Source organism: Paenibacillus sp. HWE-109, assembly GCF_022163125.1.
GTDB lineage: Bacteria > Bacillota > Bacilli > Paenibacillales > NBRC-103111 > Paenibacillus_E.
Genome location: NZ_CP091881.1, coordinates 7,111,014 through 7,125,857 on the forward strand (window position 1 = coordinate 7,111,014; position 14,844 = coordinate 7,125,857).

The 14,844-nt window shown below is 47.7% G+C and carries 13 protein-coding genes; 7 read left to right on the forward strand and 6 right to left on the reverse strand.

What is annotated here, in order from left to right:
- Positions 1-29: 29 nt before the first annotated feature.
- From LOZ80_RS30470 to LOZ80_RS30500, 7 genes are all read left to right on the forward strand, one after another.
- Positions 30-1,145 carry a YncE family protein gene (locus LOZ80_RS30470; protein ID WP_238168121.1) on the forward strand — a complete coding sequence of 372 codons (1,116 nt, stop codon included), beginning with the start codon at positions 30-32 and terminating at the stop codon, positions 1,143-1,145.
- A 328-nt stretch (positions 1,146-1,473) separates the two neighbouring features.
- Entirely contained in the window at positions 1,474-2,694 is a 1,221-nt protein-coding gene (locus LOZ80_RS30475) for an IS4 family transposase (protein ID WP_238166664.1), read from the forward strand.
- A gap of 443 nt (positions 2,695-3,137) precedes the next feature.
- Positions 3,138-4,100: a carbohydrate ABC transporter permease gene (locus LOZ80_RS30480; protein WP_238168122.1), complete on the forward strand. Its 963-nt coding sequence runs from the start codon at positions 3,138-3,140 to the stop codon at positions 4,098-4,100.
- Positions 4,097-4,942, forward strand: a complete 846-nt coding sequence (locus LOZ80_RS30485; protein WP_238168123.1) for a carbohydrate ABC transporter permease — start codon at positions 4,097-4,099, stop codon at positions 4,940-4,942. Before LOZ80_RS30480 ends, LOZ80_RS30485 begins: the two co-directional genes overlap by 4 nt.
- Before the next feature lie 86 nt (positions 4,943-5,028).
- Complete coding sequence (locus tag LOZ80_RS30490) at positions 5,029-6,780, forward strand: sensor histidine kinase (RefSeq protein WP_238173161.1); 1,752 nt, start codon at positions 5,029-5,031, stop codon at positions 6,778-6,780.
- Positions 6,758-8,350, forward strand: coding sequence for a response regulator transcription factor (locus tag LOZ80_RS30495; protein WP_238168124.1), 1,593 nt, complete (start codon positions 6,758-6,760; stop codon positions 8,348-8,350). Before LOZ80_RS30490 ends, LOZ80_RS30495 begins: the two co-directional genes overlap by 23 nt.
- Positions 8,351-8,485: 135 nt before the next feature.
- On the forward strand, positions 8,486-9,811 hold the full coding sequence (locus tag LOZ80_RS30500) for an ABC transporter substrate-binding protein (RefSeq protein ID WP_238168125.1): 1,326 nt from the start codon (positions 8,486-8,488) through the stop codon (positions 9,809-9,811).
- Positions 9,812-9,932: 121 nt separating this feature from the next.
- Here the strand turns inward: LOZ80_RS30500 and LOZ80_RS30505 are convergent, their stop codons facing one another.
- From LOZ80_RS30505 to LOZ80_RS30530, 6 genes are all read right to left on the reverse strand, one after another.
- A complete protein-coding gene (locus LOZ80_RS30505) occupies positions 9,933-10,133 on the reverse strand; it encodes a cold-shock protein (protein WP_028555213.1) in 201 nt (66 codons plus the stop codon).
- Positions 10,134-10,302: 169 nt separating this feature from the next.
- Positions 10,303-10,521 carry a helix-turn-helix domain-containing protein gene (locus LOZ80_RS30510; RefSeq protein ID WP_238168126.1) on the reverse strand — a complete coding sequence of 73 codons (219 nt, stop codon included), beginning with the start codon at positions 10,519-10,521 and terminating at the stop codon, positions 10,303-10,305.
- Between the two features lie 16 nt (positions 10,522-10,537).
- Positions 10,538-10,930: a pyrophosphohydrolase domain-containing protein gene (locus LOZ80_RS30515; protein ID WP_238168127.1), complete on the reverse strand. Its 393-nt coding sequence runs from the start codon at positions 10,928-10,930 to the stop codon at positions 10,538-10,540.
- A 127-nt stretch (positions 10,931-11,057) separates the two neighbouring features.
- A complete protein-coding gene (locus LOZ80_RS30520; RefSeq protein ID WP_238168128.1) occupies positions 11,058-11,588 on the reverse strand; it encodes a C40 family peptidase in 531 nt (176 codons plus the stop codon).
- A 179-nt stretch (positions 11,589-11,767) separates the two neighbouring features.
- Complete coding sequence (locus LOZ80_RS30525; RefSeq protein ID WP_238168129.1) at positions 11,768-12,940, reverse strand: response regulator; 1,173 nt, start codon at positions 12,938-12,940, stop codon at positions 11,768-11,770.
- A 2-nt stretch (positions 12,941-12,942) separates the two neighbouring features.
- Positions 12,943-14,772 carry a sensor histidine kinase gene (locus LOZ80_RS30530; protein WP_443146989.1) on the reverse strand — a complete coding sequence of 610 codons (1,830 nt, stop codon included), beginning with the start codon at positions 14,770-14,772 and terminating at the stop codon, positions 12,943-12,945.
- Positions 14,773-14,844: the final 72 nt, after the last annotated feature.

Below are 14,844 nucleotides of genomic sequence, written 5' to 3' on the forward strand. Positions count from 1 at the left end.
GCATACCTTAATGGAGGAAGGGATCTCATATGAAGAGGCTGTCACAAACCCCTACACAAGTTAAGGCACAGTCCAAGCTGCCCAAAGTTCTCAGCATCATTCCAGTCGCTGGCGATGTAGGCGATATTCAAGTCAACTCCGTGACGAATCGCGTCTATTATGTGCATAGCGAAAACCAAGTAGGTATTCTTAATGGTGCAACACAGCAAGTCATCCAAAATGTGAAAGTGGGGGAGGGAGCCACCTACCTTGCTGTGAATAGCGCGACGAATCGCATCTATGTGACGAATTTTCGCGATGCCAGCGTTTCTGTTTTGGATGGACAAACGAACCGTGTCCTAACTTCTATCCCCGTTGGGCAACGCCCTTTTGGGCTAGGGATTAACCCTAAGGGGAACCGCATCTACGTCGCCAATCTTGGCGGTACGATTAGTATCATTGACGGCAATTCCAACCGTGTCGTACAAACGTTGAAGGTCGGCGGAGCGCCCGCACTGGTCTCCGTGAATGAGCGGACGAACCGGATTTATGTGACGAACGTCGAGAAAGATTCGGTTCATGTCATCAGTGGAACATCCCTGCGAGTGATTAAAAGCTTGAAGGTCGGGCGAAACCCCATTATTATCCCTGGCATTAATCGTGTAACGAACCGCATCTATATCGCCAATAACTTGAGCAATTATGCCTCGCTGATCCAGGGGAATACGCTTCTTCCCAGCATCCCCATCCACCTTGGAAGCCGGCAAAGCGAGCTTGCCATGAATGCTGGAACGAACCGGATTTACGTGACTAGTGCCCAGCAGGAAGGCAGAGGCAAGCTTTTTGTGCTGGATGGGGATACGAATCGGATCGTAAAGACACTGCGCATTCCGACTTTTGCCTCCTTGCTTGTAAATCCACTAACAAACCACTATTTTATCGGAGATACGGATAACCGCGATTTATTTGTCTATGGCGGCCAAAATAATGAACTCCTGACTAAGCTGCGTACTGGGAATTCAGCCGGCAATATGGCGTTGAACACAAGAACGAACCAAATTTATGTAGGTAATGCAGGGACGATTACTGTGGTTCAGGATGAGCGGGACACGACGACTTCAGCCAGTCCCAAGCCGCTTCTTTCCAAGCGCGTATGCGTAGGTTGAGTCGCTGAGAAAACCAGCTTCGCCGCCCTGAGCGATCAGCTTCTTATTCGCAATAGAGCCTCTTAAAGGGAACTAGGGGACGCTATTTAAGCAAAAAGCAGGGTTGCGAGGGTCATAGCGGAACTACAGGGTCTTATTTCCACGAAAAGCGCTGAATTTCCCACAAAACAGCACTAGCCTTGCATCGAACCTGACATGAAAACTTATAGATATAATAATTTCTATATTATGAATATATTTCACTATTTTATCTGGTAAGACATAAAAAAATCCCCTAATGTTAAGGAATAGGCATGTTACCCATTTCCTCATCAAAAGGAGAAATCGCATGGGTATCGTACCAGATAAAACCGTTATTAGTCAATGTCTTCAATTGTTGGATTTACCAAAGGCAGTCTGCGACATTTTGGATTATCGGACTCAAAAACTTACCGTTCGCAGTGCAATCCTACTTTTCATCGAAGCTCAGTTGGCACGGCGCGAAGAGCCGACTGCCATTGAGGAGCATTTGCGTTCTAACGAAAATTTGCAGGCTCTTGTAGGAACAAAATCGATTAGCGCCTCCCGTTTCTCGCGTAAATTGAACGAGTTACCTACTTTTTTACTCCAGTACGCTTTTCAAGAAATCAATCGGCGTATTGCACAGACCTTACGAGAATCATCCCATGTAAAGGTGCGAGATGTAAAAAAGCTAACGATCATTGACTCTACCACCATCTCTTTACCCAACTTTCACGGTCAGTGGGCCTACTGCAGCAAAATGCAAAATAGCGTAAAAATGCATACCTACCTCTGCACAGATTTCCCGGATATGGCCTATCCCAGCAAAGTTATTTTATCGACGGGAGCTGTAGCTGACTCGGAAGTAGCGATCGAACTTCTCACAGATAAAAACACAACGTATGTGATGGATCGCGGATACATTAACTACGCCTTTTTCAAGAAATGGGCAGAAGCAAACATTCGTTTTGTCGTGCGAATACAAGCAAATAGTAAGACAACCGTCATCCAGGCACGACCTGTTCCAGAAGATGATCCTGGCCTTTTACGAGATGCTGATGTCCAAATGGTGGTTCCGAAGCACCCTGATCAAAAAGTAACGCTCCGATTGGTTGAATTCAAAGATGACAAAAAACGAATCTACCGCGTGGTTACAACAAGGTGGGATCTCTCAGCACGAGAAATCGCTAACTTGTACCGAGATCGCTGGATGATCGAATTGTTCTTTAAATGGATGAAGCAGCACCTTCACTTGGCTAAACTTTATAGCTATAAACCTGATGCGGTATGGAACCAAATCTACATGACACTTTTAGCCTACGGACTGTGCATCCTGGTCAAGTTGCAAACGAAAACAACAAAAAGTACATGGGAAGTGCTGAAGTTAGTTCGCATTTACGTGATGATGAGCTGGGAAAAGTTCCTTGCTGCTTTAAACAGAGCGCCCACGCGAAGTTCAAAAGGACGTCGAAAGAAAAATAAGGGCGGGCGTCCTCGAATTCATCCTATCAAGAAAAAAGCGCAGAAAAAGAAACTTGAACAGAACTAAAACAATTGAAGAGTAAATTGAAAAAAATGGTAATTTGTCTATGCGTATTTGAATGTTACTGTTTTTGTTCTTTTTCACAACAATAAACTGTAAAAATATTCCTTAAGCAAAACAATGATCTGATGTCAGCTTCTTTGCAAGGCTAGTGACAAAACAGCCAAATAGCGGACTGTAGTTCCCTCAACCACGCGATAATGCCACTTTTGCTAGAATAGCGGACTGCAGTTCCCTCCCTCTGCGCGAGGCAGCCGGATTAACTCCGCGTTCACTCCAAGACATTTAAACTCTTCTATTTCTAGAGAAAGCCTCCCATGCCACAACTGTGGATCGGAGGCTTTTTGTTCATTTCTGAATGAATTGTGTTCATTACTCTCATTTTTCAGGAAGCGAATCCCTCTTATACTTAACACAAAGGTGTTACTGACATGAAAGGCGGTTTTCCAATGAAAGCTGAGACTAAAGTTTCTCCGCAGAATCTTCCCTTGCACAAATCGAAAACAACATTCAGCTTGAGAGGGCGCTGGGAGTCGCCGATTGCCGGGTATTTATTCATTTCTCCGTGGCTGCTAGGATTCCTGTTGTTAACCCTGTGGCCTATGGTTCAATCGATGTATTATTCTTTCACCAAATATACGTTATTAGATGCTCCCGAGTGGATTGGTCTGCGCAATTATGAGCGAATTTTTGCTGATGATGAACTATTTCGCCAATCGCTGAAGATCACGATTCTCTTCGTGGTGCTGTCCGTGCCGATTAAACTTTTTAGTGCTTTGATGGTCGCGATCGTGCTCAATAAAAAGGTGAAAGGGATCTCGATTTATCGAACATTCATCTACTTGCCTTCCTTAATTGGCAGCAGTATTGCGGTAGCTATTCTTTGGCAAAATATATTTGGCATTGACGGTTTTATCAACCGGTTCATTGGCCTGTTCGGCATTCAGGGTATCAGTTGGATCAGCAATCCCAAAACAGCCCTGGGAACATTGATTATTCTCGTTGCTTGGCAATTCGGTTCTTCCATGGTTATCTTTCTGGCCGGTTTAAAACAAATTCCCGCTGAGCTTTACGAAGCATCTTCCGTGGATGGGGCTTCGAAGATCAGGCAGTTTTTCACGATTACCTTGCCCATGCTGTCACCCGTACTGCTATTTAATCTGGTGCTGCAAACCATCGGGTCCTTCCAAATGTTCACCCAAGCCTTCATCATTACGAAGGGCGGGCCCATCAACTCAACGTATATGTACGCTTTATACCTTTACGATCGCGCTTTTTCCAGATACGAAATGGGATATGCTTCCGCCTTGGCGTGGATCCTTCTCGTCGTGATCGGGATCGTGACGGCGATCATTTTCGCCTCATCCCGATACTGGGTATTCTACGAGACAGAAGGAGCGAAAGGGAAATGAAAACGATGCTGCCACGAACGTTACGAACCCATATCTTATTAGCCATATTCAGCTTAATTATGATTTATCCGATGCTCTGGTGGTTCGGAGCCGCTTTCAAATCCAATGCAGAGATGAGCTCTCCTGCGCTGTTTCCTACGGAGTGGTTATGGAGCAATTTCAGCCAAGGCTGGGTTGCCATTCCTAAGTTTACTTTCACTCATTTCTATATCAATACGTTCGAATTGATTGCCGGGGTTCTGATTACGTCCATACTTTCCTGCAGTTTGGTCGCGTTCGGCTTCGCCCGCTTGGATTTTCCGCTGAAAAATTTCTGGTTTTCAATTCTGATGGTTACCCTGATGCTGCCAAGTCAAGTGACGCTGGTTCCTCAGTACATCATGTTCAACACGTGGGGATGGGTCAATACGTATCTGCCCTTCTATGTGCCGCATGCTTTGGCAGGTGGAATCGGCGGCCCATTCTTCATTTTCCTGCTGGTCCAGTTCATTCGCGGCCTTCCGCGAGAGCTCGATGAATCCGCCAAGATTGACGGCTGCAGCTGGTTCGGCATCTACTGGCGTATCGTGCTCCCTCTGACGAAACCCGCGCTAGTCACCGTCGGTATTTATTGCTTTCTGTGGAATTGGGACGACTTCTTCGGTCACCTGCTTTATATCAACTCTGTCAGCAAATACACGGTAGGATTAGCTCTGAAACTGTTCGTCGACAGCCAATCCGCCTTGCCTTGGGGCCAGCTCCTGGCGATGTCGCTCGTCTCGATCATCCCTTCTCTGATTATCTTTTTTATGGCTCAGCGCCATTTTGTCGATGGCATTGCCTCCGGTGCAGTGAAAGGATAGAATAATAGCAGTACAAAAAGGTTGCGCTACCTGCAGCCTTTTTTCCACTTTATCGTAGGACTGGGGAGGGATTGGCTGTGTTTACCATGTTCAAACGCGTCCGCGTCGGCCGATTGTTCTTCGGCAGCTTCGCCGTCTTCATCGCTGTGCTGCTGCTCATTTCCTCCTGGATCAGTTACAGCTTAACTTCACGGGAGTTAGCTGCGAATACCGCCAATTATCAGCAGGACTTATTAAATGAATTGAATAAGCGATTAGTCACGCAGTTGAACTCGATTGAACAAATGTCGCTGGCCGCTTCCAGAAATATTGATACCATTGGCTTCGATCCGATGGATACCGACTTATTCGAGCGAAATCGCCGCAGGAAAGACTTGAGCGATCTACTGGCCAACATTACTTACAGCACAACGATGATACAATCGATTCATTTATATACAGAACAGCCGTTTATGACGGATGCTCAAGGCCCCATTCGCATCTATGATTTGCGCCAAGTCAAGGATGAGGCCTGGTATCCAGACATCCAGAACAATGATTTCGCCTGGATTGAAGAACGTACGATTCAAGCCAACAGGGGGTCTCTGCCTGTCATTGGCTTTGCAAGAAAGCTGTACAATAACTCAGGCATCTACTACGGGCTGCTCCTGCTCAATGTAAAATCATCCGAGATCCAGAATTTGATTCGCGGGGAAACGGAAGGGCGAAGCCGGCTGTTATTCGATGCCAGCGGCCGCAAAATCGCGGCAATCGGCAATCCCAATTTGCAGGAGAGCGAACTGGAGAAAATCAAGCTCATCAAAGAGAAATCGGGGAGTGTTCATTTAACCGCTAAACAGCAAAGCGAATCCTTGCTCGTATGGAGCAAGTCACCTTCAAACTGGACATTGGTTGAGGTCACTCCATGGAAAAGCATTATTAATGGCAGTATTCGCTTAGCGCTGATACTGCTGACTGTAGGACTTTCAGCGATATTTATCGCCTCCTTCGTCACTTTCTTCATATCCAGGCAGTTTACCAATCCAATTAAATTGCTAGTGGCTTACATGGGCAAGCTGCCGGATCGCGGCTTAGTATCCGATCTGCCTATGGACTACACCAATGAATTCGGCAATTTATTCAATGGCTACCGCAAACAAATGGAACGAATCGATGAATTGCTCCAATCGTTGAAGGATCAGCATAAGCGGCAGCGCGATGCCGAAATTCAAGCGCTGCAAGCCATGATTAATCCGCATTTTCTATACAACACACTGGATCAGTTGAACTGGCTGGCGATCGATTCCGGTCAAGAGAAAATCAGCAAAATTCTATCTCTGATGGGCAAAATGTTTCGCATCGGCCTATCCAACGGGGAAACGCTGATTCCTCTCGCCGATGAGATGACGCACATGGACTGTTATTTGCAAATTCAACAAATCCGTTGGGGAGAACGCTTGGCCTTTACCATCACCATGGATGAGACCGCCAAAGATCTCTATATCCCAAGGTTAACCCTACAGCCCTTTATTGAGAATGCGATTATTCACGGTTTCCACGGCAGGAAAACAGGAGAAATCCGCGTCAGCGTGCAGCTCATTCATCAAGATATTCAATTCCTAATTTGGGACAATGGCGTCGGATTGCACCCCGATTGGAATCAGCCGAAAGCAAGGAAAACCGGCGGTTACGGGCTGCGCAATGTGCGAGAACGCATTGCCGCTTATTTCGGCCACCCGTACGGGGTCCATATTACTAGTGCAGAGGGTCAAGGTACCGAGGTGAAGATTCTGCTGCCGCAAATCCATCACAAAGACGAAGTCGAGGAGCGCTATCATGTGGAAAATACTCATTATTGATGACGACTTTCAAGTGCTGGAAGGGATGCGAAAGGCCATCCCCTGGGATGCCATAGACGCGGAATTCGCGGGTGAAGCTAGCGATGGCGCCGAAGGATTGATGATGATCCAGCAAACCCAACCGGATATCGTCATTACCGATATTTATATGCCGGTTATGAATGGCCTGGAGATGATCGAGAAGCTCCGCGAAACGAACTTTCCCGGTGAATTGATTATTCTAAGCGGCTACACAGATTTCGAATACGCCCGGCAAGCCTTGCGGCTGCAAGTGAGCGATTATTTATCGAAGCCCGTCACCGTGGAAGAACTTAGGATTGTGCTCACTAGAGTTATCAAAGAGCTGGAAGCGAAGGAATTCATCAAGATGGAACAAGAAGAAGTGAAGAAGAGGCTGCTGCTGCACGAGCCCTTCAGCCAGCAAGAATGGCTGAAGTCCGTCATCACCGGCACCTTCGCCGCCCAGAGCCTTCCGCCTGCTGAGATGGCTTACTGGCTCGATAGAAGCCATATGGTCATGGGCATCGAGCTGTTAAGTACAGTTCGCACAGCCAACCTGTCACTCATCGACTGGCATTTATTTCGCTTTGCGTTAGCCAATATTATCAGGGAAATTCTGGCCGAAGATTGGCCAGAGTCCGACTTCATTGAACTCCATAGCCACCACGCCGCCATTATGTTCCATATCGAGCCAACAATGCCCTCAGAGGAGGCGTATAAGACAATCAAAGCGGTTGGCGAGCGCATTACACATTGTGTTCGCACCTATCTGCAGTTGACCCTCCGGCTTGGAATGGGGCAAATGAAGGCATCTTGGCAGAAAATATCGGATTCTACGGAGGAAGCCTTTCTCGATCTCTTGCAGATGAGCAACACACTGCCGCCGAGCAAGCTGTCTTCTACGTCCGCTGACCTTGCTATTCGACCAATTAAGTTCTATCAGGAGCTTGCAGAAGCCATTGTTTATTCCAAAGAAGAAACGGCGGCGCAAATTGTAGAAGCCTACATTCTTCAATTACAGAGCATGCCTACGATAACGCCTGCCTATTTGCAATATTTATGCACCGAGTTGTGGACCATCTTTGCCTACTCTTTATACAGCGTCGGAACTGTACTGGATGAATTGTTTCCAGACATGAATCTCCAGTTGGAGCTGAATCAAATCCAAACGCCAACGCACTTGCAGCAATGGCTCGGCAATAAGATCCATATCATTGCCACCAGTCGGCATTGGCATGAGAATTCCAAACACAAAGAAATCGTTGATTTCATGACGCAGTATGCCCACACGCACTATGCCGAGGAGATTAATTTGGAGGACATGTCCAAACAGCTCTATTTATCCCGAAACTATTTGAATCAAATCTTCAAAAAAGCAACTGGTGAAACCTTCACCAACTATGTCATTCAGGTTCGCATGAAAAAGGCGCAAGCTCTTCTGGCCGAAGGCAAATACTTGATTTATGAGATTTCGGAGAAAGTAGGCTATAAGAACGTCCCTTATTTCAGCTCTATTTTCAAAAAGTATGCCGGTGTCAGTCCCAGCGAAATCGCGAAAAGCGGATTGTAGGCTCACATCCTGTTCGTTGTCCGACAATTGTGATCAAAAGTGATAGAAGTGTGTTCATTACCCTCCTGTTTCTTCCTGACCGTTGTTCCTATAATTAAATTGTGAAGATACTTAGGTAGCGAAAGGGGATTTCCAATGAAAGTGCAGATGAGAAAATGGAGCATGCTTGGCGTGACTGCCATGATAGCGCTGTCCCTAAGCGCGTGTGGTTCCGGAAATACAGCAAGTACGAGCAGCAGTCCCGCTGCAACAACGGCTACTAAGCCAACAGCTGCCCCTGCAAGCTCCCAACCTGTTAAGCTGCGTATTGTATGGTGGGGCTCACAAGCACGGCATGACGCTACGCTCAAAGCTCTGGATGCGTATACGAAGAAACATCCGAATGTGACTTTTGAGCCTGAGTTTTCGGGGTTTGACGGATACGCGGATAAACTAGCGACCCAAGCAGCGGCGAAGAATGCTCCTGATATTATCCAAATGGATCCCGCATGGCTTGCTGAGTACGCAGGAAGAAACCAACTGGCTGACTTATCCAAAGGCATTCGCACCGAAGATATCGACAAATCGCTCGTGGATTCCGGCAAATTCAAAGAGAAGCTGTACGCGATCCCTCTGGGCAACAATGCAACAGGTATGATTTATAACAAGAACGCTGTAGATAAACTGGGCATTACGCCTCCCAAAAACGCTTGGACCTGGGACGAGTACTTCCAATTCGGCAAAGACGCGAAAGCCAAACTGGACAAAGATAAATACGTCCTAATGGATGCGACATCCGATTATACAACATATAGCGCTTATCAAATTAGCCAAGGCAAAGACTACCCTATCACGATAGACGGCAAATTCAACATTGATAAAGACACCTATGTAAGCTTCGTCAAAAAGTATACCGAGCTTCGCACAGCCGGCGTTGTGCCGCCAGCAGAGATTGCCACCACGGATAAAGAGTCCGACGCCAAGCAGGATTTAATGAACAATGATACCGTATTGATGAAACGCAGCTTTGCCGCTCTATACCCTGGGTATGAAGGCGTTAAGCCCGGCGCTTACTCCTTCGTTACTCAACCTAAGGGCAAGCAAGCCAGCGGTTGGCTGAAACCATCCATGTTCTGGTCCGTGAGCGCAGATTCCAAGAACGCGGAAGAATCCAAGAAATTCATCGATTGGTTCGTCAATGACAGCGAAGCGGCCGATATTCTGACCACAACTAGAGGCGTACCTGTATCCAAGAAAATGCTTGATTACTTAACACCTAAACTCACCGCCGCGGATAAACTGCAGATTGAACTAATCAAGAATGTCGCTCCTGACGCCCAACCTTTCAATGCTGGAGCGAAAGGCTGGAGCAATTACACAGCGAAGGACTTCAAGAATATCGGCGAAAAAGTGATGTTCGGCAAAATAACACCGGAAGCCGCTTATGACGAGCTCGTCAAAAAAGCAAAAGAATATCAATAAAACACAGATGGATGGAGAGCCTCTAGGGGCTCTTCTTCTTCGTGTCTGAACGCAAAAAAGAACGACCCTCAACGTGAGTTAAGAGCCGTTCTTCGAGAATGCTATTTGTGCAAGCTGGAGCTTACAGTTTTACAACGTTCTCAGCTTGTGGTCCGCGGTTGCCTTGAACTACGTTGAACTCAACGCGTTGGCCTTCGTCCAAAGATTTGAAACCTTCGCCAGTGATTGCGGAGAAATGTACGAATACATCGTTGCCGCCTTCAACTTCGATAAATCCAAATCCTTTTTCTGCGTTAAACCATTTAACTGTTCCTACTGCCATGGGTAATACCTCCAAAGTTTTATTAACATGTCTTTTTTCTTGTTTCGAACAAAAAAATTACACATTGGAAAAGGTTTCATTTACTTAAATGATAACCCTTTGCAATACGCAATTCAGGTTTTACCTTTAAGACTATTAATACTGTACCACACAAATTTATGTAATGCAATTATCCCTCAGAGGGATTTGTTGCTAAGGATAAGAGTTCCTCTCTATCCTGGATTTTCAAGGCGATAGCTAGAGCAATTACGACATCTTTCGACGGCTCGATTCGACCGTTTTCGATGGCATTGAGAATCGAGTAGCTGACCCCTGCTTTCTCTCCAAGTTTGCGAATCGTGAGATTTTGCTGCTGTCTCAACTCTTTTAACTTCTCATGAAATTTCACCCTGTGCCACCTTCTCCTATTTTTCTTGCTGCCTGCGAATTTCAGCACTAATTTTGTCGAAAGGGTCCTGCCATTCCGGCGGTTTGATGGTTTTGCCAAATTCGTTCTTATGGACTAGTCCATCCGACCACACCTTGGACATATTGGCATGATGCACAATATCAAAAATCGGTCCAGGCTCCACACCCATCTCAACCAAGGTCCCGAGAACAAAATATAATTCGTCGATCATCGCATCGACTTCGTCTTCCAGCGTGGCTGCTTCCTGATATTCATTCAACTCTTCTTGCATCCAAGCTAAGCGGGCAGCTTTGCGGCTTGCAGATAAACGCTGCGGTACGGTTCCTACCGGATGCTCGAACGTTTCGTGAAACTTTTTAATATCTTCAAATGCTTTCTTTAGTGTCATGGTGAGAATTCGGCTCCCTTGCGATGGTTTTCTTTTATATACCATTAAAAAGCGGTAGAGGTCAACAGGAAAAGCCCCCTCATGCGAACACGAAGGGGCTTCTCCAATCTACCTGTGCGTCTCAGTCTTAGAGACGGCGGCCAGTAATAAAGCGGTCTTTCCAGTAGCCGGTGTTCATATCCCGAATCACGACACCCGAACTCGTCGTATTGCTGATGAACTGTCCGTTTCCAATATAAATCCCGACATGGTTAATCTGGCCGGGTTTACTTACGCTGAACATGACGAGATCGCCTTTGCGTAGGCTTGACTTGCTTTTGACCGCGGTGCCTACCTGAGCTTGCGCCTTGGAGCCCCACGGGATCGTGATGCCGTTCTTGCTGAAGACCAGTTGGGTAAAAGCAGAACAGTCCAAGATTAGACGCTTGGTATCTCTGACACCAAAGCCATAGCGAACCTTGCCGATATACGACTCAGCTGTATTAATCAGGCTATTCGCCTTGCTTGTGCTTATCGCTGTAGCGGCAGCAGTTGTATCGGCGGTTGCAGCCTGAGCGGCATGCGGATTGAGGAGCATGGTCCCCGATGTTAATAAGGATAGACTTAGGCTAATCCCCACTAACGATTTGCTAAGGCGGTTCTTCTTCATTGCTTGCATGATTGGATGTCCTCCTTCATGGATCGTGTGTGATGGCCGGGGGTATCCCCTGCAACTACCATATCACACCTCATCCATCCTGAATTTACCAGGAAATAAAGAAAGACGCGCCACACCTGACGTTGACTGCCAATCTTAAAGTTTCATGAGAATTGCCTGTGCGTCAATCCCTTGACAGCTCAGACCATCTGTGTATGCTCTTGACGATAGTCAGAGGGCGTTACGCCATACTTCTTGCGGAACACCTGCGAGAAGTGCCGCATGTCTTGATAGCCGATACGTTCGGCGACATCAGCCAGCTTCAGCTTGGGATTCAAGAGCAACTGTTTGGCCTGCTCCAGACGCAGGTGGGTCACATATTCCTTGAAGCCCTGACCGGTCTTTTGTTTAAAAAGCTGGCTGAAATAGACCGGATTCAGATAGACGATGGAAGCGACCTTCTCCAGCGACAGGTCGGCATGATAGTGCGTGCGCATATACTGCAGCGCGACTTCTATGGAGCGATCGCTGCCGCTCGCATGATGCTCGTAAACCTGCGTTGTCGAAGCCTGACGCATGCGCTGCACTTCTGCTGGAACGGCTTGGATCTGTTCGATCCGTTCGGTGTTCATGATTTGAAAGGGAACCTTCAAATACTTCACGAGATGGCTGCGCAGCTCATCGACTAGCAGCGTCACGCTCGTGCCTTCAGGAAGCGTCACAAGGCCGAGCAGGCTCTTCCCGTCGTGCACGGTGACGAAGCCCTTGCCGTAGCGCTGGATAAGCTCCTGGAGAACATTCTCGATAATGAAATTCTCGAGGAAGACAGGCTTATCGGTTTCCATTTTCACCATGATCAGGTGGAAATACGGGTGCTGTTCCATGAAAGGCCCCATATCAATGCGGCCGGTATCCAAGCCTTGCGCGAATCGCTGGAAGACGGCTTCCTGCAAATATTTGCGATTCGCCTTCAGCAGCTCGGCATCTTCGATCAGCTCAGTTTCGTGTACGATTTCCTCGCTGAGCTTGCGAATCATTTCGCTGAGCACTTCTTTGCCAATAGGCTTCAGCAAATAATCCTTGGCCCCAAGCCGTACAGCCTCTTGGGCATAGGAAAACTCCGAGTACGCGGAGATGACCACCCATTTCACATGCGGGTGACGGCTGCGCGACATATTCATGAGCTCAAGCCCGGTCATTCCCGGCATGAGAATGTCGGTGAGCACAATATGAATGCGGTGGCTGCGCAGCAAGGCAATCGCTTGCTCCGCATTCGCGGCAAGATGGATATTATGCTCCGGAAAGCGATTCTGAAGCGTACGCTGAATGCCCTCACGAATGACTGTTTCATCATCTACGATGAGAATGTCCATGGTTACACACCTTTCCGGGGGAGCGGCATCGCAATCGTAACGGTCGTGCCCTCCCCTTGCTTACTATGAATACGGAGTCCGTAGATTTCTCCGAACATTAGAACGATACGTCTGTGGACATTAGTAAGCCCAATGCCCCGTCTGGTTTTCACATCGGTGCCGGGTGTCGCCTGTTCCAATTGCAGGGCAGCCATTTTCTGACCATCATTCTCGGTAGACTCCGCGGCCAACATCGCCTGCATCCCCTGCAGAGTACTCTCTTCGATGCCCACGCCATTATCGGCAATGATAATGCGCAGCTCATACTCGCAGATTTCCGTTGAGACCCGAAGAATTCCCGGTCGATCGAGCGGCTCAAGTCCATATTTGACAGCGTTCTCGATGATCGGCTGCAGCGTCATCTTCGGGAGCACGACATCCAGACATTCCGGATCAATGTGCAGCTCCGTGCTCACTCTGCCTTCCAGCCGATTCTCAATAATCGTCATGTAGTGCCGCATCTGATCCAGCTCCTGCCTCAGCGTCGTCTTAGAGGCCTCCTGCCAGTCGCTGCTGTACCGGAACATGTGGGACAGGGCTAGGATCACCCTCCCCAATCGATCGTTCTCACGCTCATCCAGCATCCAGTAGATCATATCCAAGGTATTGTAGAGGAAATGCGGATTGACCTGCGACTGCAGCGCTTGCAGCTCGGCGTTCTTCTCGCTCATGGAGGACAGCGTGATACGCTCAATGAGCTCATCCATCCGATTCACCATGCGATTGAACGAGGAAACCAAAGAATTGATTTCCTCGAACGATTTGACCGTCACGGAGCCTTTGAAATTCCCCATCTCCACTTGCTTCATCTCCCTTATGAGCAGCTTGAGCGGTGAAGAAATATTCCGGGATACGATGCTCGCCAGCACGGTCGAGAGCAGAATGAGTACAAGAATGACGACGTACAGGTACTCCCGTGTTTTCACAACCTCGGCGTTGATGTCGCTTTTGGGCGTTAAGCCGAAGACCGTCCAATCGGACATCTTCGCCTTCGCTGCGACAATGAGCTGACCCGTCCTGTCGTCCACGATGATCTCACTGGCTTGCGGGCGCGGCAGTCCGTCGAAGGACGGCATACTCGCCTTCTCACTTGCCGTCGAGGCAATCATCCGGTCTTCCCGATCCACTATGTAGACCTGGCTGTTCGGGCTGATCGTAACGTTGGAAAGCGCCGCCAGAATCGGCTGCGGGTTCGTTTCTATGAGCATGACCCCAATCATCCGGTGGTCCGATAAATCGTAAAGCTTGCGGCCGAAGACGAACAGCGTATCCTTTTGAAACCGATTGATGACAGAACCTTTATAGAGACCCAGCCACACCATTTCTCCCGAAGAATCCATCAGCTTCTGATACCACTCCGAGGTGGCGTAATCGGTATCGATGACACTGTCAAACCCGCGTTCATAGTTATAGTTTTTACCTGCATTGGTCACCACATGTATCCCCACGATATCATCGCGGGAGTAATAAATAGCGCCAATAATATTCGTAATCGTTCGCTCATTAATAATGCTGACAGTCTCATCCCGGCTCGAATCCCGCTCCTGAATGAGCCTGAGCATCTCGTAGTTGCTGTTAAGGGACTTGGTAATGCTGTCATACCCTTGCAGCAGCAAATCAAATAAACCCACCGTTTGGGAAATATTTTTCTCTGCCAAATCACTGATTTTACTATGGATAATGTCCGTTGTTTTCTTGTAATAGACCACGCTCACCAAGAGCACGAGAACTAACATACAGGAGATAAAGAGTAGAAACAGCCGATTATGAATGGAATGCAGTCCCCGTGTCACTGGATGATCGTTCCCCTTTCCGTCAGTAGCTACTGGCTATTTTACCAAGACCGTCTCCGAAATAGCAAAAAA